Source organism: Streptomyces sp. NPDC059740 (genome assembly GCF_042733155.1).
Lineage (GTDB): Bacteria > Actinomycetota > Actinomycetes > Streptomycetales > Streptomycetaceae > Streptomyces.
Genome location: NZ_JBHWGP010000010.1, coordinates 123,901 through 144,593 on the forward strand (window position 1 = coordinate 123,901; position 20,693 = coordinate 144,593).

At 74.4% G+C, this 20,693-nt stretch carries 20 protein-coding genes, 1 tRNA gene and 1 pseudogene; 16 read left to right on the forward strand and 6 right to left on the reverse strand.

Features of this window, described 5'->3' with window-relative positions; genetic code table 11:
• Window positions 1–335 precede the first annotated feature (335 nt).
• The 16 genes and pseudogenes from ACFV3R_RS14995 to ACFV3R_RS15070 all read left to right on the forward strand — a co-directional run bounded on the left by ACFV3R_RS14995 (window position 336) and on the right by ACFV3R_RS15070 (window position 13,573).
• Window positions 336–584, forward strand: a complete 249-nt coding sequence (locus tag ACFV3R_RS14995; RefSeq protein WP_385581404.1) for a DUF6284 family protein — start codon at window positions 336–338, stop codon at window positions 582–584.
• Window positions 584–874 carry a DUF6303 family protein gene (locus ACFV3R_RS15000; protein ID WP_385581407.1) on the forward strand — a complete coding sequence of 97 codons (291 nt, stop codon included), beginning with the start codon at window positions 584–586 and terminating at the stop codon, window positions 872–874. The genes ACFV3R_RS14995 and ACFV3R_RS15000 overlap by 1 nt, the downstream gene beginning before the upstream one ends.
• Window positions 871–1,326 (forward strand): hypothetical protein, encoded by a 456-nt coding sequence (locus tag ACFV3R_RS15005; protein ID WP_385581410.1) that lies wholly within the window; start codon window positions 871–873, stop codon window positions 1,324–1,326. Before ACFV3R_RS15000 ends, ACFV3R_RS15005 begins: the two co-directional genes overlap by 4 nt.
• The gene (locus tag ACFV3R_RS15010) at window positions 1,323–3,065 is read left to right on the forward strand and encodes a hypothetical protein (protein ID WP_385581413.1); all 1,743 of its coding nucleotides are present in this window, start codon (window positions 1,323–1,325) and stop codon (window positions 3,063–3,065) included. The genes ACFV3R_RS15005 and ACFV3R_RS15010 overlap by 4 nt, the downstream gene beginning before the upstream one ends.
• Window positions 3,065–3,442 (forward strand): RRQRL motif-containing zinc-binding protein, encoded by a 378-nt coding sequence (locus ACFV3R_RS15015; protein WP_385581417.1) that lies wholly within the window; start codon window positions 3,065–3,067, stop codon window positions 3,440–3,442. Before ACFV3R_RS15010 ends, ACFV3R_RS15015 begins: the two co-directional genes overlap by 1 nt.
• Window positions 3,443–3,457: 15 nt before the next feature.
• Window positions 3,458–3,703, forward strand: a complete 246-nt coding sequence (locus ACFV3R_RS15020) for a hypothetical protein (protein WP_385581420.1) — start codon at window positions 3,458–3,460, stop codon at window positions 3,701–3,703.
• Window positions 3,700–4,005 (forward strand): hypothetical protein, encoded by a 306-nt coding sequence (locus ACFV3R_RS15025; RefSeq protein WP_385581423.1) that lies wholly within the window; start codon window positions 3,700–3,702, stop codon window positions 4,003–4,005. The genes ACFV3R_RS15020 and ACFV3R_RS15025 overlap by 4 nt, the downstream gene beginning before the upstream one ends.
• 953 nt (window positions 4,006–4,958) lie before the next feature.
• Window positions 4,959–5,696, forward strand: a complete 738-nt coding sequence (locus ACFV3R_RS15030; protein WP_385581425.1) for a hypothetical protein — start codon at window positions 4,959–4,961, stop codon at window positions 5,694–5,696.
• A 73-nt stretch (window positions 5,697–5,769) separates the two neighbouring features.
• Window positions 5,770–7,887: a hypothetical protein gene (locus tag ACFV3R_RS15035; protein WP_385581428.1), complete on the forward strand. Its 2,118-nt coding sequence runs from the start codon at window positions 5,770–5,772 to the stop codon at window positions 7,885–7,887.
• Between the two features lie 217 nt (window positions 7,888–8,104).
• On the forward strand, window positions 8,105–8,296 hold the full coding sequence (locus ACFV3R_RS15040; protein WP_385581431.1) for a hypothetical protein: 192 nt from the start codon (window positions 8,105–8,107) through the stop codon (window positions 8,294–8,296).
• A 13-nt stretch (window positions 8,297–8,309) separates the two neighbouring features.
• Complete coding sequence (locus ACFV3R_RS15045; protein WP_385581434.1) at window positions 8,310–8,804, forward strand: hypothetical protein; 495 nt, start codon at window positions 8,310–8,312, stop codon at window positions 8,802–8,804.
• A gap of 87 nt (window positions 8,805–8,891) precedes the next feature.
• Complete coding sequence (locus tag ACFV3R_RS15050; RefSeq protein ID WP_385581437.1) at window positions 8,892–9,638, forward strand: DNA methylase; 747 nt, start codon at window positions 8,892–8,894, stop codon at window positions 9,636–9,638.
• Window positions 9,635–10,513, forward strand: a pseudogene (locus ACFV3R_RS15055) (bifunctional DNA primase/polymerase); the annotation flags it as partial. The gene ACFV3R_RS15050 and the pseudogene ACFV3R_RS15055, both read left to right, overlap by 4 nt.
• Window positions 10,514–10,875: 362 nt before the next feature.
• Complete coding sequence (locus ACFV3R_RS15060) at window positions 10,876–12,039, forward strand: DUF3631 domain-containing protein (RefSeq protein WP_385581440.1); 1,164 nt, start codon at window positions 10,876–10,878, stop codon at window positions 12,037–12,039.
• 188 nt (window positions 12,040–12,227) lie between these two features.
• Entirely contained in the window at window positions 12,228–12,428 is a 201-nt protein-coding gene (locus tag ACFV3R_RS15065) for a helix-turn-helix domain-containing protein (protein WP_385581443.1), read from the forward strand.
• A complete protein-coding gene (locus ACFV3R_RS15070) occupies window positions 12,428–13,573 on the forward strand; it encodes a tyrosine-type recombinase/integrase (protein ID WP_385581446.1) in 1,146 nt (381 codons plus the stop codon). The genes ACFV3R_RS15065 and ACFV3R_RS15070 overlap by 1 nt, the downstream gene beginning before the upstream one ends.
• A gap of 63 nt (window positions 13,574–13,636) precedes the next feature.
• Here the strand turns inward: ACFV3R_RS15070 and ACFV3R_RS15075 are convergent.
• The 6 genes from ACFV3R_RS15075 to ACFV3R_RS15100 form a co-directional block, all read right to left on the reverse strand.
• Window positions 13,637–13,711, reverse strand: a tRNA-Val gene (locus ACFV3R_RS15075).
• 120 nt (window positions 13,712–13,831) lie between these two features.
• Window positions 13,832–14,971, reverse strand: coding sequence for an alpha/beta fold hydrolase (locus ACFV3R_RS15080; protein WP_385581449.1), 1,140 nt, complete (start codon window positions 14,969–14,971; stop codon window positions 13,832–13,834).
• A gap of 200 nt (window positions 14,972–15,171) precedes the next feature.
• Window positions 15,172–15,864, reverse strand: a complete 693-nt coding sequence (locus ACFV3R_RS15085; RefSeq protein ID WP_385581452.1) for a nucleoside/nucleotide kinase family protein — start codon at window positions 15,862–15,864, stop codon at window positions 15,172–15,174.
• Window positions 15,861–17,210: a methyltransferase gene (locus ACFV3R_RS15090; protein WP_385581455.1), complete on the reverse strand. Its 1,350-nt coding sequence runs from the start codon at window positions 17,208–17,210 to the stop codon at window positions 15,861–15,863. Before ACFV3R_RS15090 ends, ACFV3R_RS15085 begins: the two co-directional genes overlap by 4 nt.
• Window positions 17,211–17,337: 127 nt before the next feature.
• A complete protein-coding gene (locus tag ACFV3R_RS15095) occupies window positions 17,338–17,970 on the reverse strand; it encodes a DedA family protein (RefSeq protein WP_385581458.1) in 633 nt (210 codons plus the stop codon).
• A gap of 288 nt (window positions 17,971–18,258) precedes the next feature.
• Window positions 18,259–20,616: an FAD/NAD(P)-binding protein gene (locus ACFV3R_RS15100; RefSeq protein WP_385581461.1), complete on the reverse strand. Its 2,358-nt coding sequence runs from the start codon at window positions 20,614–20,616 to the stop codon at window positions 18,259–18,261.
• Window positions 20,617–20,693 lie beyond the last annotated feature (77 nt).

Below are 20,693 nucleotides of genomic sequence, written 5' to 3' on the forward strand. Positions count from 1 at the left end.
TACAACGTGGCTCTCCCGCGCTACCTGACACGGGCGCGGACCCACCAAGGAGACACCGCACCACCCAACTCCGCCGCAACTGCGGCGGCCGGTTGCCTGCCCCGCCCGGTCTCGTACGGGCGGGGTTGAGGGGAGCCGGAGTGTCCGGCCCGTCTGATCACCGAGGTGATTCGCGTGACGCGCGCCGACGAGCAGCACGGCAAGAGCAAAGACCCGCTCCCGCAGCGGCCCCGCGGGCCGCACCCGTACTAACCAACACGTCCGCGAACGGCCGCGGCCCCGGGTGGCACCCCGGGGCCGCGTGTGGGCCGTTCACTGCGAAGGGAACTCAACCCATGAAGTCCAACGGTACGCGCCTGCTGGCCGCCGTGTCCGCCGACGAGCCGTCGGCGGCCGACCTGGCCGCGATCGACGCCGAAATGCCGCTCATCCTCGCCGAGCGCGACCTCCTCGACGCGCAGATCGCGGTCCTGGACCGCACGCCCACCGAGGTCGACACCCGCCGCCTGCGCCGGGCCCGCCACCGCGTCCTGACCGCCCGCCGCACCGTCGCCAACCGCACCTCCGGCCTGGGGGTGGCGTGATGGAACCCCGCACCTACACCGCCAACGTGTACGACAACGGCATCGGAGGCTGGCGCCTTTACGTCACCTCGATGACCGCCGGGACATGGCCCAGTCACACCTGGTCCTCCCACCCGGCGGTACCCACGCTCGCCGAGCGGCTGACCGTCCTGGCCGCGCTCGGCTTCGCCCCGGCCCCCGGACCGGACGGCGCCGAGTGGCGTTGGTCGGAGTACTGCGAGGAGATCGACGCCCCGTCCAGCCCGGCGGTGCTGACGGCCTCCCTGGCCGTGCAGGAGGTGACCCGGTGATCCGCATCGTCACCCGCTCCCGCTGGCAGCAGACCCTCGCCGACCGCGACCAGGCACACGCCCGGGCGGTGGCAGTGCAGCAGCAGGCGGACCGCTCCTACGCCGGCCACGTCCGCTCCGCTCTGGTCCTGGCCGAGGAGAAGCAGGCCGCCGAGCGCGCCGCGCAGACGGCCCGCGAGGAGGCCACCCACCTGCGCGAGCAGATGGAGGAGGCGGCCGAGCAGCTCGCCGTGCACCTGCGCGCCCCGCGGAAGGTGTTCGTCCTGCAGCACTACGGCGACCTCCACAGCGTCCACCCAACCAACGCCGCGGCCGAGCAGGCCGCCGCCGTCGCGACGGGCGTGCCGAGCCTCACCTTCAGCCCCGCGAGCGACGTTCCGGCCCGGGACCTCCGGTGGCGCATCACGCCCCTGACCATGGCCGCGGCCGGCGCGGAAGGGGGAGCGTCGTGAACCTCCCCTCCCTCGCCCCCCTGCTGGCTTCTGGTCCGTCATGGCTGGTGCCGGTGCTGCTGGGTGCCGGCGTTCTGCTGGCCGTCGCGTTCGCCTGGCTCACGGTGGTCCGGGTGCGGCACTCCGGCTGGCTCTCGGGCATCGGTCCCCAGGCCATCGTCGCCCTGGGCGGCGTGGCCGTCAGCGTCCACGGCCTGTACGGCTTCGCCCAGCAGACCGCCGGCCTCCCGCCGGAACTGCGGGTCGCGTTCATCTCGGTGTTCGACGCGGCCGAGTTGGTGCTGCTGGTCATGCTCTACCGCACCGCAGACCCCGAGCGGGGTTGGACGTCGCAGCTTCGGCTGATGCACCGCACCGCGTGGACGCTGGTCGCCTTCTCCGCGGCGATGAACGCCGTCCACGCGCCCACCTGGTGGGCCCGCCCCGTCCTGGCCGCCGTGCCGGCCCTGGCCGCGTGGCTAATCGAACTTCAGCTCCGGCAGAAGCTCGGCAGCCACACCACCGCCCAGGACGAGCAGGAGGGGGTGCGGCCGGGTCCGGCGCGGCTGCTGTCGCTGCTGTGGCAGCACGCCTGGGCCGCCCTGTTCGCCGCCCTCGGCCTGGACGCCCGCAGCCGCGGGGACGTCATCGCGCGGGCGGCCATGGCCCAGCGCGCCGCCCACCGCATCTACCGCCTGCGCCTGGCCCTGATCACCCCCCGCCCCACCGACGGCTCCCGCCGCGCCCGGCGGGCCCAGCACCGCATCGACCGCCTGCGTACTCGGGCGCAGCGGATGCTGGACCGCGCGGACGTGGCCACCGACCCCGGCCAGGCCCTTGCCGTGGCCCGGCGCCTGGCCGCCCTCATCCGCGCGGATGAGGTCGCGCAGCTCGACTACGCCGACGCCCCCGCGGTCCTGGCGCTGATCGAGGACCTGGCCATCACCCCGGCCGCCGGCCGGATCGAGGCCGGGGAGCACGAGGCGAAGGCCGAGGACGCGCGGCGGCGCGCGGAAGCCGCGCGGCAAGAGGCGGAGGCCGCGCGGCAGGAAGCCGCCGACGCGCGGCAGCGCGCGGAAGAGGACCTGGCTGCCGCGCGGGAGGAGTTGGCGCGGCTGGCGGAGCAGCACGCCGCGGCCCTTGCCGAGCAGCAGGGCACGGCCGAGGAGGTGCAGGCCGCGCGGCAGCGCGCGGAAGCCGCGCGGAACGAGGTGGAGGCTGCGCGGCAGCGCGCGGACGCCATCCTGGCGACCGCCCGCACCGACGCCGACAACCTCCGCGAAGAGGCTCAGCAGGCCCTGTCAGAGCTGCGGCGCGCGGCTGGCGAGCAGGAGGACCGGCTGCGGGAGCTCAGCGCTCAAGCCGACCTGGCCCAGTCCCGCGCCGCCCAGGCCCAGCAGGCATTGGAGGAGGTCACGGCCCGGATCGGGGAGGCGCAGGCGTTGCGGGACCGCCTCTGCGGGGACCTGGCCGAGCACGCCGCCCAGGCCCCCGAGGGGGCCGCTGCGGGCGAGGAGCCGCTGTGGCGCTCCCCGGCCAAGCAGGCCGGCTGGCGCCACTACCTGAGCACCCTCCACCACAGCGGCGGCAAGACCGAGCCGACCGCGTCCGAGCTGGCGGAGCGGTTCGGCGTGGACGGGGGAAACGCGCGCAACTGGCTGCGTGACTTCCGTGCCGCGCGCGCCGCGCAGCTCGCCGCGCAGCCGCGCGCCACTGCCGCGCGCACCCCCGCCGGGGCCAGCGCGGGTAGCGCCGCCTGATGGCCGGACCGCGCTTCTACGACCCCACCGGCGCGCGGTACGGCACCCCCACCTACCCCTACCGACTCGCCCCCGACGGCCTGGCCACCCGCCGCCAACTGCGCGCGGCAGGCCTGCGCCCGGGCGGCCAACCGGTGGTCGCGCAGCTCATGTGGCGCTCACGCCGCTCCACCACCGGCGTGCGCACCGCCCATCTCTACCGCATCGACCGCGCCGCCCCGGTCCGGCCGATGACCCCGGCGAAGTGGGCGGCCCTGGCTGCCGCGCTGCGGGCCCGCCGCACCTGCCCCACCTGCGGGCTGGACCGCGGTTACACCATCCCCACCTCGCTGGGCTGCTGCGTGCCCTGCGCCGATGCCACCGCCCTCGCCGCCTGACCGAAGGGACCGTCCGTGAACAGCCAGACCGAGACGCCCGCCGCCCCGCTTCCGGCGGGGTGGACGCAGTACCACTACGTCCTGACCGTGCAGATCGCGAAGGAGGTGACGGCCACCCACACCGGCACCCTGGACGTGTCGCGGGACGGGACGCGGGCCCAGTGCCTGAAGCACCTCATGGACCAGGTGCAGGCCAAGTACGGCCAGCACGTCGTGGTCCTGTTCTTCTCCCTGGAGCCCAACGCCCTGGGGGCCCGGTGAAGAAGCGTCGCTTCCTCTTCCCGCTCGCGGTGGCCGTGAGCGTGCTGACCGGCGTGACCGCCGCGGTGCGTCTGGCCGCCTACCACGTGCCGGGCCCGCTGCTGGTGGTCTACGCCGTCCTCACCACCTCGGCGATCGGCACGTCCATCAGGTTCTTCGCCGAGCGCCTGGCCACCACCGTGCACCGCTGCTCAGCCGACGGTTGCACCTTCCAGGTGCAGGAGCGCGGGGTGGATGCGGGTGAGTCGGCGTACTGGCGTGAGGTTGCCGCCGCCCACCCCCGCCACGACCTGAACCGCTGAGCCGCTCGATTCGCAGCGCCCCGGCCCGCTTCCTACGGCCCGGCCGGGGCGCCACTTCTCCCGAGGGGAGCACGTCCATCATGTCGGAAACCACGGTCGCGACCGTGACGGAAGTCCCCACACCCCCACCTCCGCCCCCGTCACCTGCCTCGGATGCGGCTCAGCCGGTGCAGTCGGCTTTGCCGGGGCGTCCTCTGGTGGTGGCCGGCGCGAACGCGCTGGGTGCTGTGGCGGTGGGTGCGCTGGCTGCTGGTGGCCCGGTTGGGCTGGCCGCGACCGGCGCTGCCGCCGGTGCGGTCGCGCTGGGCACCTGGGTGCGTCGCCGCACTCCCCGCTCCACCATGGCTGCGGCCCGCCGCGGCGCCGGCCGCCACCGGACCGCCGGTGGCGCTGGCGGCGGTGGCGGGTCTCGGTTGCCGAGGCAGGGAGGTGGGCGTCAGCGCTCCGCCGGTGGCCTGTCGGGCGGTTCGGGGCCGATGGCCCGTGCGGCGGGCCGCCGTACCACCGCACGCTCGGCTTCGGCCGAACCTCGCTCGACGGCGGCCGGGGCCGCGGGGACATCCCGCCGCGGCGCCTCGCCAGCGACTTCGGCGGGCCGGAACAGCGGCCGGTCGGCTGCCCCGCACGCTGCCCGTTCGCGCACCTCACCGGCCGCCGACCGCGGTGGGTCGGGGTTGGTGAGCCTGGCCAAGCACTCCCCGACCCGGGCCGCTCGCGCTGCAGGGCTGGGCTCTCGCGCCGGGCGGATAGCGGCTGCCGGCGCAGCCGCGGGCCGGTCACGGTGGCAGGCCGGAGCTCCGGCCCGTGCCGCGCGGGCCGAGCAGCGCACCGCTCGCCGGGTGGCCAAGGGGGTTGCTCGCGCCTACCGCGACACCGGCACCACCGAGCCCGGGACGGTCGAGAAGGCGGCCGGTCGGCGGCGCGGGCCTGCCCGGGCGGGGGCTGGTGGGTCGGTGGCGCAGAAGAAGGCGTTGCGCCGCTCGGCGGCACGGCACGGCCTGCGCATGGCGGGCAGCGCCGCCCTGGCGGGCGGTGTGGGGCTGGTCTCCGGACTGGTGCTGCAGAACTGGCGCAAGCGCGGGGTGGTCGCCCGCCACACCAAGGCGGTGTGGCTGCGACTGGCCAACCGCGCCCGGCGCATCAAGGCCCTGCGCGATGACGCGATCCGCGGCGGCGCAGACGCGGCGGCCGGCCAGGTGCCGGTGCCGGCCGAGACGGTGTCCGACCCCCACCGCCCCACTGAGAAGCCCAAGGCCCCGGTCCAGCCCGACCGAGACGCCACGAAGCAGCCGTTGGGAGACCCGACGCGAGAGGGAGCGTCCATGTCCGAGAACACCAGCGCTACCGGCTTCACCCGCCTGTCCGAGGCGGCCGAGGTGATGCTGCAGGCCGCCTCCACCTTCGACCCCGAGCACATGAGCGAGTTCCAGACCCTGGTGGACGACCTTCCCGAGGCCATGGCCACCGTGCAGGAGACGCTTCGGGTCCTGGCCGAACTCTCCGACGAGAAGCTCCCCGTCGACCCGCGCGTGGTCGAGGAGATCGGCGAGGGCTACCGGGCCATGAACAACGTCGTCAACGTCCTCGACGAGGTCGGCACCGTCTACCGCCGCTGCCACGCCGAGGACATCGAGCGCAACGAGAACCCCCGCAAGGGCCTGGACGGCGAACGCCGCTGGAACGTCGGCTAACCACCACACCCACCACTCGCCGCCAGGGCCGCCCCGTCGGGGCGGTCCTGGCCCGTTCCGGGGAAGGACACCTGTGAGCAGCACGACTTCGCGCACCACCCGCATCGACTGGGGCGCCGGGCACGGCATCGTCTCCGGCACCCTGAACGCCACCGCCGGGACGCTGGTGACCACCGCCCTGGCCTCCACCACCGGCATGGCACCCGGATGGACCCTGGCCGCCGGAGCCGTCGGTGCCGCAGGCACGGCCGCCGCCGGACTGCGCAAGCGCCTGACGAAGGCCACGCTGGGCTTCCGCTCCGCGTGCTGGCTGGCCGCCGGCACCTGGTCCTCCCTGGCACTGGCCGGTGGCGGCCCCACCGCCCTGCCCGCCCTGGGCACTCTGGCCATCGGCGGCATCGCGGCCGGCACCATGGCCGTCGGGTTCGCCGCGCACGAGGAGAGCGAGCAGGCCCGCCGCTCCACCCTGCTGATGCTCGGCACCCGCCGGGCCCTGGCCGCTGAGTGGATCGACCGCATCGCCCGGGTCTGCCGGGTGGAGAACACCGAGGTCGTCGGCGTCGAGCACTGGCCCTCCGGCATGGGCTACACCGTCGAGGTCAAGCTGCCCGAGGGCGGCACCACCCGCAAAGCCCTCGCCGACCGCGCCGACGCCCTGGCCTCCGACCTGGACCTGCCCACTGGCTGCGGCCTGTCCGTCCATGACGGCATGTCCCGCCGCCTGGTCCTGATCAAGGTGACCACCAAGTCCCTGGCCGGCACCGAGACCTCCTTCCCCGTCGAGGAGGTCCGCGAGACCACCACCGTCAACAACCCCCTGCCCCTGGCGCTGCTGGCCGACGGCGGCCGGGCCGAACTGGACCTGCGCCAAGCCTCCACGATCGTGGCCGGGCCCACGGGGTCGGGGAAGACCAACTGGCTGCACACCCTCATCGCCCGCCTGAACCAGACCAACGACACCCTGGTGTGGGTCATCGACCTCAACGGCGGCTCCCTAGCCCTGCCCTGGCTCCACGCCTGGCGCGAAGCCCAACTGGGCACCGAAGGCTCACGGTGGGCGGGAGTGGACATCCCCAACCCGGGAGTGGACTGGGTGGCCAGCACCCCGGCCGAGGCGAAGAAGATGCTGCAGGCCGCGGTGCGCATCGCCAAGCAGCGCAAGGTCACCTACCAGGACCACATGCGCGACCAGGACGACGACAAGCTGCCCGTCAGCCCGAGCATCCCCGAAGTCGTCATCGTCATGGACGAGGGTGCCGAAGCCGCCGCCACCCGCGAAGCCAAGGCAGTGCGCGAGGGCGTCTCGGAAGTCATCCGCATCGCCCGCGCCATGGCCATTCGCGCCGTGGTCTCCATCCTGCGCGTCACCCAGGACGTCCTGCCGGACCCGATGGTGCGCAAGATGGCCTCCAACCGGGTCTGCTCCGGCGCCACCGAGGACTCCGAGCTGGGCCACATGTTCGGCTGGCGGGCCCTGTCTGCCGAGAACAGCTTCGACGGGCCCGGCTCGATGCTGATCGGCACCGAGGGCAAGCAGCCCGACAAGGCCCGCCAGTGGCGCATCAGGCCCACCGGCATCGAGGAGGTCTGCGCCGCCACCGCCCACCGCCGCCCCGTCCTGGACGAGCCGTCCCTGACCGCGGCCGGCCCCGACTACACCGACCGCTGGACTCTGCAGCGCTGCGGCCACCTCTGGGCCACCACCCCCGCCACCGCCTCGGCCACGTCCAGCAGCGCCTCGGCCGCGCCCGGCACCGGGGACGGAACGGGACGGCGGGAGTGGAAGGCGACGGCCTCCTGGGACGCCCCGCGCCGCAAGGACGTCGCCACCCCCGAAGCCGACGAGCTGGAGGAACTGTTCAACCTCCCCTCCGCCGACCCCGACCAGCGCGACGGGCAGCAGGACGACACCGATTGGTCCGACCCGTCGATGTGGACCACCGGCCGGGAGAAGGCCGAGCCCGAGCAGCCCGACGCCCGCCAGGCCGCCCTCATGCTGCTCCTGGCCGCCGGGCCGCAGGGCACCGGCGCTTCGGCCATCGCCCGCGAGCTGGCCGACGACTTCGGCACCACCCGCCAGACCGTCGTCGGCTGGCTCAAGGCGTGGGTCCAGACCGGTGAAGCCGTCCGACTCGGCACCGGAACCAAGACCCGCTACGTCCACCGCCAGCACGCCCCCGACGGCCACTGACCGCCCCCACTTGTCGCCTGTCGCTCTCCTCTGAAGGGGAGGGCCCCCGAGCCGTCCAGGGGGCGGAAACCGGGGTCTGACCTGGGAGGCGACAAGCGACAAGACAAGCAGGCGACAAGACAAGCGACACCCCGACACGACAAGTCACACGACAAGCCGGCCCCGCCCCGACAACCGCCCCGGGCGGGGCCGCCGCCTTCCCCAAGGAGCGTCTTCCGTGGTCCTCAGCCTCTCAGCCGCCGTCCTCTTCGGCCTGATCGTCTTCGCCCTCATACGGGCCCGCTACGTCTCCCTCGGCGCCGCGACGGCGACGTTCCTCTTCGGGTTCTTCGTCGCCAGCACCGGCGCCGCCGGGCCCATCAGGAGCCTGTGCAACGCGATCGTCTCCGCCCTCGGCAACCTCACCTGAAAGGGGCCCCGCCGTGTCGCACACCGACCTGCCCCCGCTCCGGGCCGAGGACATCCCCGACGGCGTCCAAGAAGTTTTCCTGCCCGACGGCCGCCGGGCCCTGGCCTACACCACCCCGAGCGCGGCACCCACGGTCGTCCAACCCGAGCCTGCCCCCGGCCCACCCGCGCCGCCACCGGCCCCGGCCGCCGCGGCGGTCCCGGTGGCGCAGCCGATACCGGCCTGGGTGAAGTCCACCGCCCTGCTCGCCCCCACCCTCGGCGGCGGCGTCGCCGTCTCCGCCGTCGGACTCTCCGTCGCCGCCCCCGGCCTGGACGCCGCCAGCCACGCCCTGTGGTCCCTCGTCGCCCTCCTCGCCACCGGCGGCGGAGCCGCCGCCCTCCTCCTCTCCCGCGTCCGGGCACGTCTCGCCGCCGCCCAGCGCGCCGCCGAGCGACCCCACATCACCCAGAACATCACCGCCACCGGCCTCTTCGGCCGAGCCAACGGCACCATCAACCACCGCTGAGCACGCCCGGGGCGACCGCCCGTCTCGCCAAAGATCTGCGGTCGCCCCGGCCTCTCTGCCCATACCTGACCAGGAGGTCACCCCAGCATGACTCAACCCGTCCCCGTCCGGCGAGCAGCGGCGCACAGGCCGCTGCTGCTGGACCTGTTCTGCTGCGCCGGCGGCGCCGCCACGGGCTACCACCGCGCCGGGTTCGACGTCGTCGGCATCGACATCGTCCACCGCCCCAACTACCCCTTCACCTTCCACCGCGCCGACGCGCTGACCTTCCTCGCCGACCTCATCACCACCGGCGAGATCAACCGCTTCGCGTTCGTGCACGGCTCGCCTCCGTGCCAGGCCGGATGCGCGCTGACGGTGGGCACCAACGCCTCCCGCGGCTGGGGCCGCACCCACGTCCAGCTCATCCCCGCACTCCGCGACCTGTTGGAAGCCACTGACCTGCCCTACGTCATCGAGCAACCGACGGGGAAGGCGCCCATCCGCCGTGACCTGACCCTGTGCGGCCTGACCCTGTGCGGGGAGTCCTTCGGCCTGGGAGTGCTGCGCCACCGCGTCTTCGAACTCGGGCGTTGGTCGACGGTGCAGCCGCCGCACCCGCGTCACCGCGGGCCGGTGCGCGGCTACCGCCACGGCGTCTACCGAGAGGGGCCCTACGTGGCCGCCTACGGCTCCGGTGGCGGCAAAGCCACCGTCCCCGAGATGCAGGCCGCCATGGGCATCACCTGGACCAACGTCCGCGAGGAACTGACCGAGGCCATTCCGCCCGCCTACACCCAGCACATCGGCACGGCCTTCCTCGCCAGCACCCGCACGCTGGAGGTGGCCGCATGAGCGCCGATCTGCTGCGAGCAGCGCTGGCCGCCGCTGACCGCGGCTGGCACGTCTTCCCCCTCCGCCCCGGCGAGAAGCGCCCCGCCCTCCACCACACCACCCACTGCCCCGGAACGGGCGAGTGCGCGGGCGGGCATGTGAAGTGGGAGGCCCGCGCCACCACCGACCCCGACCGCATCGAGCGCGCCTGGTCGGCCGGAGCGTTCAACGTCGGCATCGCCACCGGGCCCTCCCGGCTGGTCGTGGTCGACCTGGACAAGCCCAAGGGCAAGAGCGACGCGCCTGACGGCGCGGCGAACCTCCTGGCGCTCTGCGAGCGCGCCGACCAGCAGGCGCCCCCCACCTACACCGTGCGGACTGCCAGCGGCGGGACCCACCTGTACTTCACCGCCCCGCCCGGTGCCCGACTGGGCAACACCGCGGGCACCCTGGCGCCGCTGGTCGACACCCGCGGCCACGGCGGGTACGTCGTCGCCGCCGGCAGTGTCGTGGGAAGCACCCCCTACACCGTCGTGGACGACGCCCCGGTAGCACCACTGCCAGGGTGGCTCCGGGACACCCTGGTGCCACCTCCCCGGCCGACGGTGGGCGTGCCGCTGGTGGTGCCGGACCGGCGCCGCCGCTACGCCTACACGGCCCTTCAGGCCGAGCTCACCACCGTGGCCGGAACGACCGAGGGCGGGCGCAACGCCACCCTGCTGGCCTCCGCCCGCGCCATGGGCCGCTTCGTGGCCTGGGGCGACCTGACCCGCGAGGAGGTGGAGGAGGCTTTTCAGGGAGCGGGAGAGGCGGCCGGCCTGCCCGCGTCCGAGTGCCGCACCACGGTGCGCTCCGCCCTGGACTGGTCCATCGCACACGCCCGGCCCCGGCAGACCACCGCCGCACCGGCCCCCACTCCCCCCTTGAAAAGCCCCACCGCACGCGCCGTCCACGCGCTCGCCGCCCTCGGTGCCCGGCCCGAGCAGTCGGTGGGCGAGTCGAAAGACGCCGGCCGCAAGGCCGTCCCTTCAGCTCTTCGCCCTGACCCGCAGCGCGCCCGCGGCGAGCAGCGCATCACCGCGATGCTCCACGTCGCCGCACCCGGCCGCGGCGCCATCCCCACCGCCACCTCCACCTGCGACTGCGGCCGCAACCGCAGCGCCGTCGGCCACCGCGACGTCGCCGCTCTCGTCACCGAGCACGACGAACACCGCACCACCTGCCCCCACCACGCCCGTCCCGAGACGAGGACCGCAGCATGACCGAGCACATCGACGCCACCGCCCTGCTGGAGGAGGTGGAGGCCCACATCCGGCGCTTCAGCGTCTTCCCCACCGATGGCGCCTACGTCGCCGTGGTCCTCTGGGTCATCCACGCCCACCTGCTCGACTGCTTCGACTCCACCCCGCGCCTGGCCTTCCTCTCCCCGGAGCCCGGGTCGGGCAAGACGCGGGCCCTGGAGATCACCGAAACCCTTGTGCCCCGGCCGATGGCAGCCGTCGACGCCAGCGCCGCCGCCCTCTTCCGCTCCGTCTCCGGCGTCGACGGCCAGCGCCCCACCATCCTCTTCGACGAGATCGACACCGTCTTCGGACCCAAGGCCGGGGACAACGAGCAGCTGCGCGGATTCATCAACGCCGGCCACCGCAAGGGCCGGGTGATGTACCGGTGCGTCGGCGACGGAGCCAACCAGACCGTGCAGGCCTTCCCGAGCTTCTGCGCCGTGGCCGTCGCTGGACTCGGCTCCCTGCCGGACACGATTCTGACCCGGTCAGTCATCATCCGCATGCGCCGCCGAGCCCGCAACGAGCACGTCGAGCAGTACCGGATTGGCACCAACGAGCCCGAGGGCCATCTGCTGCGGGACCGGATCGCAGCATGGGCCGACCAGGTCCGCGACCAGATCACCGGCGCCTTCCCCGCCATGCCCGACGGCGTCACCGACCGCCCCGCCGACGTCTGGGAGCCGCTGCTGGCCATCGCCGACGTCGCGGGCGGACAGTGGCCCGAGCGCGCCCGCGCCGCCTGCCTCCAGTTCGTGCGCGCCGCGCAGCAGGACGACAAGGGCAGCCTCGGTATCCGCCTGCTCACCGACCTGCGCGACCACGTCATGGTCGGCGTCGACCGCCTGCCCACGATCGCCATCCTCGACCGCCTCACCGCCCTGGACGACGCCCCCTGGGCCGACCTCGACGGCAAACCGCTGGACAACCGGCGCCTGTCCCGCATGCTCCGCGACTACCAGACCGCCACCAACACCCCGATCGTCTCCCGCAACATCCGCACCACCGGCGGCATCCTCAAGGGTTTCTACGCCGAGGACCTGGCAGACGCCTGGGAGCGCTACTGCCCGCCCCCCTCCGAGCAGGCCGCTACACCCGCTACGCCGCTACAGACCAGCTCACAGACGGTGTTCGTGTAGCGGACGCACCACATGTAGCGGCTACGCCCACCACCGCCCCACCCGGTCGTGAAGCGGACGTAGCCGCTACACCCCAACCACCCGCTACAGAAAACCCGCCGCTGACCTGCGATGTAGCGGCGTAGCGGCTGTAGCGGACTTCCCAGAAGGGGCTGAGCCCGGCCCTACGGCTCGCAAGGAGAACACCTGTGAATGCCGCCCTCCCTACTACCCACCAAGCCCTCACCGTCCCCGAGGTCATGACCGCCCTGCGGCTCAGCAGGTGGACGGTCTACGAACTCATCCGCTCCCGCCAGCTCCCCAGTTTCACCGTTGGCCGTGCACGACGGGTGCCGGCCGACGCCGTCCAGCGCTTCATGAACGCCCAGATCGAGGAGACCGCCGCCTGATGGCTGCACGGAAGAGGAACCCGAACGGCGCCGGCAGCATCTGGCGCCGTTCGGACGGACGCTACGAAGGTCGCGTGTACGTCCCGCAGCCCGACGGCACACGTAAGCGCAAGACGGTGTACGGCGCTACATGGGAGGAGTGCGACACCAAGCGGCAGGAACTGGTTCGGCGAGATCGGCAGGGCATTCCCACGCCGACACGGTCGGCGAAGTTGTCGGAATGGTTGCCGTACTGGTTGGAGGAGTTTGTTCGACCGGAACGGAAGAAGACGACCTACGCCAAGTATGAGACTCACGTCCGCCTCTACCTGATCCCTCATCTAGGTACAAAGCGGCTGGAAACCCTGGGCGTTCCGGACGTGCGCCGCATGCTCACCGCTGTAACCTCCCGAGCCTCAGCGTCGACGGCGAAAGAGTCACATAGGGTCCTGCGTAGCGCTCTATCCGCCGCCTGCCGGGAGGAGCTGATCAACCGCAACGTGGCTCATTTGGTCCCCGCACCGCGTGTGACGCCGCGGGAGATGAAGCCCTGGACGTTGGAGGAAACAGCAACGTTCCTGGAAGCGGCGAGATCGGACCCGCTTTATGCGGCATTCGTTCTGGCCGTAGCGCTGGGGCTGCGGCGTGGTGAGGTTCTGGGCTTGCGCTGGGACGACATCGACCTGAACCGTCGCACCCTCACAGTGCGCTCGCAGCTCCAGCGCGTGCAGAGGGAGTTGTACGCGGACTCCACCAAGAACAGGCGCACCCGGACCATTCCGGTCCCGCTGATGTGCATCGCCCCGCTTCGGTGGCAACGGCTGCGACAGGCCGCGCTGCGAGCAGCGGCAGGCCCTCGCTGGGAGAGCAGCGACTACGTGTTCACCACCCGGACGGGGCGCCCGATCGAGCCCCGGAACATCAGCCGCTCCTTCGAGAGGCTGGCGGACGGAGCGGGCCTACCGCGCATCCGGCTGCACGACACCCGGCACGGGTGCGCCACGCTGCTCTTCGCGGCAGGGGTAGCACCGCGGGTGGTCATGGAGATCCTGGGCCACTCGCAGATCGCCGTCACGATGAACATCTACACGCATGTATCGGATGACAGTCGGCGGGAGGCCATGGGTCACATGGACCGATTGCTACAACGGCGACGGCGCGAATAGACAACTGCCGTCAATCGCTACCGTCAACGCCCCCGCCGCGACTTGCGGCGGGGGCGTTTTGGCTGGTGGGCACAGCTGGGTTCGAACCAGCGACATCTGCTTTGTAAGAGCAGCGCTCTACCGCTGAGCTATGCGCCCGAGACGAAGCGACAGCCTACCTTGCCGGGCGGCGTAGGCGGCAAACCGTTACGGCGGGTGGTCGGGACGGAACAGAGGGGAGGGAGTCTCAGCCGGTCAGTCGGTCAGCCGGTCAGTCGGTCAGCCGGTCAGGCGGGCCAGGAAGGTGCGGAGGGCCTCGTCGAAGGCTTGGGGGTTCTCCAGGTTGACCATGTGGGCGGCGGCGGGGACGCGGACGCGGTGGGCGCCGGGGATGGCGAGGGTGATGGCGTGGGCGTTGGCGGAGATGTCCGAGACGTCGAGGTCGCCGTCGAGGACGAGGGTGGGGACGTCGAGCTCGGTGAGGTGCGACCAGGCGTCGGCCTCACGGGCCACGCCGGCGCTGAAGCCTTCGGGGTGGGCCACGGCGTTGGCTTCCGCCGTGTCCCGCAGGCGCTCGCGCAGGGCCGGGTCGACGGCGCCGGGTTGCCGGTGGGGGCCGTCGACCCACATGCGCAGGAAGTGCTCGACGTACCACTCCGCGGCGTGGGGGCCTTCGGCGTGGGCGACCTGCTGCCTGATGTTCTCGCGCAGGAAGGGGTCGGTGAACGCACGACCGCTGATGCCGGGGGAGGCCAGGGCCAGACCGGCCACCACCTCCGGGTGGGTGAGCGCGGTGTCCAGGGCGACCCGGGCGCCGTGGGAGAGGCCGACCAGGACCGCGCGGCTGATGCCGAGGTGGGCGAGGAGTGCACGGAGGTCCTCGTGGTGGGCGTAGTCGCCCTTGATGTCGGAGGACAGGCCGTGGCCGCGGGCGTCGTAGCGCACCACGCGGTGGCCCGAGCGGCTGAGCCATGCGAACTGCTCGTCCCACATGTGGTTGTCGAGCATGCCGCCGTGCAGGAGGACCACGGCGGGACCGTCGCCCGCCACCTCGTAGAAGAGTTCGCCGCCGCCCGGCACGGGCGCCAGTCCGGCCGTGACCTCGGCGGTGATCTCGGCGGTGACCTCGGTGGCAGCCTCGGTCGTGGCGGTGTCCCCCGCTGGGGCCGGGAGCCCGTCGGCAGCCCCGCCCCCGCTCGCGGCTCCGTCCTGGTCCGCGGCTCCGTCCTCCGCCGCGGCCCTGTCCCTGCCCGCGGCCACGTTCTTCCCCTCGGTGCTCGCCTCGGGTGCGGCCGGGTCCGTGGGCGCGGCCCCTTCCGTGGCGGCGTCCTGGTCGGCCGGGGCGGGGCGGCGCGTGGTGCGCTCGGGCGGTGGTGAGGTCGGGTGGTGGGGCGTCTGGTCGGCCTCGGCGTTTTCCATGGTCGTCTCTCGGGCGGTCGCGGAAGGGGCTGCTGGCGGGTGGCAGGCTCGCCGGAGGGTGTCCTCGTGCTCGGCGGATCCGGACAGGGCGCCTGAGCGGACCGGGGGCCTTCACCGTTCCTTCACCATCCTGGCATCCGGCGCACCGGGGCGGGAGGCGGGGCGGCGGCACCGGGGTTCCCGGCCGGTTTCCCAGCCCCCTACACCGGTCGCGGCGCCTGTCCGGCCGGGAAGGTGACGACGAGGTCCGCTCGGGCGCGGGTGCGGGCGACGCGGCGGGCGTTGGACTCGTCGGAGGTGCGGACGAAGTGTTCGGCGTCCTGCGGGGTGCGGCCGAAGCGGGTGTGGCGGTCGACGAGGCGCCGCACCCGGGTGCCGGGGTCCAGGTCGACGTACCAGACCTCGTCGAGCAGCGGCCGGACCGCGGCCCAGGGGCCCTCGTCCAGGAGCAGGTAGTTGCCCTCCGTCAGGACGAGCGGGACCTCGGGCGGGACCGGGATGCTGCCGGCGACCGGCTCCTCCAGGCCGCGGTCGAAGGCCGGGGCGTACACGGTGGCGCCGGGGGTGGGGCCCTCGGCGGGGTGGCGCAGGCGGTGCAGGAGCGTCGCGTAGCCCGCGGCGTCGAAGGTGTCGGGGGCGCCCTTGCGGTCGGTGCGGCCCAGGCGGCGCAGTTCGGCCTCGGCCAGGTGGAAGCCGTCCATGGGGACCAGTGCGGCGAGGTCGCCCAGGGCGGCGGCGAGGTGCGCGGCGAGCGTCGACTTGCCCGCACCGGGTGGGCCGGTGATGCCGAGGACGCGTCGGGAGCCGGGCGTCGAGGTGGCGAGGCGGCGGGCGCGGGCCACCAGCCGGTCGGGGTGGAGGGGACCGGGCGTGACCGGCGGCGCGGAGGTCACCGGGCCACCGCCAGCCGCCACAGGGAGGTGACCTCGGCGGCCCGAGCGGTGTGCAGCGGGTCGGTGGTGTCACGGGCGCGCGGATGGCGGGGGGCGATGTCGAGGCGGTCCAGGACGCGCAGCCCGGCGGCGTCGATGAGGGCGGGCAGTTCGGTGCGGGCCCGCAGGCCGAGGTGTTCGGCCAGGTCGGAGAGGATCAGCCAGCCCTCGCCGCCGGGGGTGAGGTGGTCGGGCAGGCCCGTGAGGAAGCCGCGCAGCATGCGGCTGCCCGGGTCGTAGACGGCGTGCTCGACCGCTGAGGTCGGCTTGGCGGGCACCCACGGGGGGTTGCAGACCACGAGCGGGGCCCGGCCCTCGGGGAAGAGGTCGGCGGCGACCACCTCGACGCGGTCGCCGACACCGAGCTGGGTGACGTTCTCCCGGGCGCAGGCCAGGGCGCGCGGGGCGAGGTCGGTGGCGACCACGCGGGCCACGCCGCGGCGGGCCAGGACGGCAGCGAGGACGCCGGTGCCGGTGCCGATGTCGAACGCCAGGTCGTCGGCGGGCAGGGGGGCGCGCGCGACGAGGTCCACGTACTCGCCGCGCACCGGGGAGAAGACCCCGTAGAAGGGGTGGACGCGGTCGCCGCCGAGGGCCGGGATCTCCACGCCCTTGCGCCGCCACTCCCAGGCCCCCACGACACCGAGGAGTTCGCGCAGCGACACCAGCCAGCCGTCACCGGCGCCCCCGGGGCCCTCCGCACCTCCGGGGCCCTCTGCACTCACGGAGTCCTCCGTACCCCCGGGGCCCTCCGCACTCACGAAGTCCTCCGCACCTCCGGCGCCGCCCGGGCGCCTCGGGTCCACCACGCCGTCCACGTTCCGGGCGACTGCCGTGCCGGCGGTGTCGCCGGGGTGCTCCGTCCGGCCGTCCACGGGGCCGTACGCCTGGACGCAGGCGTCGTGCACCCGCGGGGCCCGGCGCAGCGGGACGGTGTAGTCGGCGGACAGCGGTACCAGCAGCATGCCGAGGATGCGCGCCCGCTGGTGCTGGGCGGCGCGGTGGCGGTGGAAGGCCAACGCCGGGTCCTGCGTGGCGTGGTCGGGCGGGACGGGTGCCTTGCGGGGACGGCGGTCCATGCGGCGGGCGAGCGCGGTGAGCAGCTGGCGGGCGTTGTGGAAGTCGCCGCGCCACAGCAACGCCGTGCCCTCGCAGACCAGCTTGTACGCGGCGTCCGCCTTCAACCGGTCGTCGACGACCGCGACGCGGCGGGGTGCCGGCAGTCCGCCCTCGGAACGCCACAGGGCGGAGTGGGGCCGGTCGGCCTCGGTCCAGGTGACACGTTCGGCGAGCGGAGGTGCGGTCATGACGTCCCTGGGGCGGGTGCGAAAAGGGGAACACACGACTCTACCGCGGCCCCCACCACGGCCTTCCGGGCGCCGACGGCTCGGGTGACGGGCCGGTGGAGGGGCGGAGCCGGCAGGCGGGCCCGGGTCAGGGGCCGGTGCGGGTGGGGCGGCGCATCAGGTAGACCGCGGCCGAGCCCGCGCCGAAGAGGGCCAGCACGGAGAGGGCGGTGGAGAACCACGAGGCACCGAGCAGTCTGCCGCCGAAGTACCCCAGGCAGACGCTGTAGGCGGCCCACGCCAGACCGGCCAGCGCCGACCAGGGCAGGAACTCGCGGGCCGCGCGGTGTGCGACGCCGGCGCCCAGGCTCACCACGGACCGGCCCGCCGGCGCGAACCGTGCCAGGACCACCAGGCCGCCACCACCGCGGGTCAGTGCCGAGCCGAGGCGTTCCTGTGCGGCGGAGAGTCTGCGGGAGTGGGAGATGGCCCGGTCGAAGCGGTCGCCGCCGCGCCAGGCGACGCGGTAGGCGGCCAGGTCGCCGAGGACGGAAGCCGTCGCCGCGCACAGGGTCAGGGACCCCATCTCCAGCAGACCACCGTGTACGGCCGCGGCACCGACCGCGCCGGCGGCCGTCCTGGTGCCGGCGGCTGTCGCCGAGGCTGCGACGACGAGGACGCCGCTGGGCAGGATGGGTACGAACACGTCCAGCAGGACCGACATGCCGACCACCAGGTACACCCAAGGAGTCGACGTCCACGACCCCAGGCTGTCCAGCACGTTCCGACTCCGATTTCGCGTTCCGGTCCCACCGGGCGGCGTACGTGCGCCGGCACGGGACGGTGGTACAGCCGTACAGCGTACGCCGGGGCGCGGCCCCGCAGCGGGCGGGGTCCGTGTCGGCCGGGGCCCGTGGGTGGGGGCGGGCAGGTCGTGGGTGGGGTGGGGCGCGTCGCCGGTGCGGGCCGGCCGTGTCGCTGACGGGGCGGGACGCGACGCCGGTGGGGAGTGGACGCGACGCCGGTGGGGAGTGGCGGACCGCCGTGGGACCGGGGAGGTGGGGGGCGGTCAGACGGTCAACGACGGGGTGGCGGGCTGCTGTTCGGTGGGGCGGGGACCGGCCGGTGCCGGGCGCGAGTGGGGTGCGGGGCAGGCGGCTCGGAGGGCGGCGCGGGCCACGGCGTCGGTGTCGGCGAGGGTCACCGAGCCGACGCCGGGACGGGCGCCCGCGGCGGTGACCCAGTGGACGCCCTCGGTCGGCACGCCCACCGCGAAGCGCCGCGGGTGGGCCCGGCCGTCGCCGCCCACCAGGTGGTAGGGGCTCGGCGTGACGTCGAGGCCGCCGGTCTCGTAGCCGTCCAGGGTGTGCGGTCGGCACTCGCCGGCCGCGAGGAGCCCGGCCAGCAGCGGGTCGCCGGTGCGACGCAGGTCGACCTCGGGCAGCCGGGCCTCGATCAGGGCGGTGGCGCGGACCAGGGAGCCCGGCACCCGGGGCGACCAGGCGGCGAAGTGGGGCTTGTCGAAGGTGCCGCCGCGGGGCTCGGTGCCCACCCGCAGGTCGGGACCGATCACGTCCAGCACCCCGGCCTCGACCAGCGCGGCCATCTCCTCGACGCGGCGCCGCGGCGGGCCTATGGACAGGAAGGCGTTGAGGGGGGTGTACCACCGGTCCAGGTGCTCACGACGGGAGTCGCCACTCAGCCCGGCGTGGTCGACGACGCGGCGGAGCTCGTTGCGCAGGTCGCGCAGTACGTCCAGGGCGGCCTTCACGGGTCCGGCTACGTTGCCCAGCCGGGCCTGTGCGACGTCCCTGCGCAGGTGGGCCAGGAGCCAGCCGCGGAAGCCCGCGGGGTCCGCGAAGCGCTCCCCGGCGTGGGGGTGCGCGAGGGCCTCCCAGTCCCACCGGTCGGCCGGGGCCACGCCGGAGGCGGTGAGGGCCGCCGCCTCCTCGTGCGGGCCGGCAGCCGCGAGGAACCGGGTGCGGAAGGCGGCGACGTCCGCCGCTGGGCGGCCGCGGGCGGTCAGCAGCGCCTCGTAGTGGACGAGGGTGACCTCCTTGGAGACCAGCGGCCAGACCTCCGTGCGGAAGTCGGGCGGGTCGCCGGCCGCCGCGCGGCGGCGGAAGGCGGTCACCACCTCCCCGGTCAGGACGACGGGAACGTGGCAGCCCAGGGCGCCCTTGGCGTTGTCGCCGCGGGAGTGGTACGGCACGCCGCGACGGGAGCCTGCGTACAGCCGGGGTTCGCGACCGGACGGGGTGTACCGAAGCGGCCCGCCCGGGGCCTCGCGGCTGAAGCGTCCGCCGCGGCCGGCGGTCAGCAGCGCCATGTGGTCGAAGAAGTTCAGGCCCAGGCCGCGCAGCAGGACGGGCCGGCCCGGCGCCAGGAGGTCGAGTTCTGCCGCGAGGTCGGCGGGGTTGGCCGGGGGGAGGTAGGTCAGGCCGTGCTCGGCGGCGTACGCGGCGGTCTCGGCCTGACGCGGGTCGGGCCGGGCGGGCAGGTGGCCCTGGGCGAGCACGACGGCGCCCAGGCCGCGCAGCACCGTGCCGTCGTCGAGGTCGAGGCGCTGGGGCCCGTCGGCACCGCGGGGGCCGTCCGGGACCCGGGCGACGCCACCGCGGGTGTCGGCGGTCAGGCGCACGGCGCGCGCCGCGTGGACCACGACCTGCAGTGACTGCGGGGCGGTGGCCGTCACCTGGGCGAAGACCCAGCGCAGATAGCGTCCGTAGCGGGCCCGGGTGGGGTAGTCGTCGGGGGCGAGGGGGCCGGCGTCGCGGTCGTGCCGCAGGGCCCACTCGTGGAGGGTGGGGCCGGGGCGCACCGGGCCGGCGCAGGGCACCGTCTCGTCGGTGAAGAGCGTCACCTGCGAGGCGACCGTGTTCATCAGCAGCTCACCGCTCTGGTCGGTGCGCCACACGCGGCCGGCGCCGGGCGGCGAGGGGTCGACGACGTGGACGGTCAGACGTCCGGTCGGCAGCAGCTCCGGCACGGCGGCGGCCAGGCGCTCCAGCACGCTGGTACCGCGAGGCCCGGCCCCCACCACGGCCAGCGAGGCCCCCTCCCCGGCCGCCGCCTCCCCGGCCCGGTCGGCTCCCGTCCCGGCCCGGGCCGCTCGCGACACGGAACCGCCGGCCGCGTCCCGTCCGGCGGCCGCGTCCCGTCCAGCGGTCGCCCCGGGGCCGCTGCTCGCCCCGCGCCCCCGTGGTGCGGGGACGCCGGTGAGGCGGTCCGCGGTGTACGGGCGGGCAGCGGCGGCAGCGTCTTCGGGGGCGGCAGTGGCGTCGGGGGCGGCAGTGTCGTCGGAACGGCGGTCCGGGGCCGGGGTGTCGGCCGCGTCCGGCCGGGGGGCGGGGTCGGGTGCGGAACCGCCTTCCGGTGCTCCGCGGGTGGGGCGTGCGGGATGCGGGGCGGTGTGGTCGGCGGCCATGTGACGGGCTCCCTGGGGGCAGGTGGGGCGCAACGTGCGTCCACATCATCACCGGTGCGGGTGAGCCAGGAGAACTC

What these genes read in the sequence shown, in the direction of transcription:
- ACFV3R_RS15100 (WP_385581461.1), bottom strand. Translation starts at nt 20,616, where the DNA reads ATGGCCGCCGACCACACCGCCCCGCATCCCGCACGCCCCACCCGCGGA.
- ACFV3R_RS15080 (WP_385581449.1), bottom strand. Translation starts at nt 14,971, where the DNA reads ATGGAAAACGCCGAGGCCGACCAGACGCCCCACCACCCGACCTCACCA.
- ACFV3R_RS15090 (WP_385581455.1), bottom strand. Translation starts at nt 17,210, where the DNA reads ATGACCGCACCTCCGCTCGCCGAACGTGTCACCTGGACCGAGGCCGAC.
- ACFV3R_RS15050 (WP_385581437.1), top strand. Translation starts at nt 8,892, where the DNA reads ATGACTCAACCCGTCCCCGTCCGGCGAGCAGCGGCGCACAGGCCGCTG.
- ACFV3R_RS15015 (WP_385581417.1), top strand. Translation starts at nt 3,065, where the DNA reads ATGGCCGGACCGCGCTTCTACGACCCCACCGGCGCGCGGTACGGCACC.
- ACFV3R_RS15000 (WP_385581407.1), top strand. Translation starts at nt 584, where the DNA reads ATGGAACCCCGCACCTACACCGCCAACGTGTACGACAACGGCATCGGA.
- ACFV3R_RS15070 (WP_385581446.1), top strand. Translation starts at nt 12,428, where the DNA reads ATGGCTGCACGGAAGAGGAACCCGAACGGCGCCGGCAGCATCTGGCGC.
- ACFV3R_RS15060 (WP_385581440.1), top strand. Translation starts at nt 10,876, where the DNA reads ATGACCGAGCACATCGACGCCACCGCCCTGCTGGAGGAGGTGGAGGCC.
- ACFV3R_RS14995 (WP_385581404.1), top strand. Translation starts at nt 336, where the DNA reads ATGAAGTCCAACGGTACGCGCCTGCTGGCCGCCGTGTCCGCCGACGAG.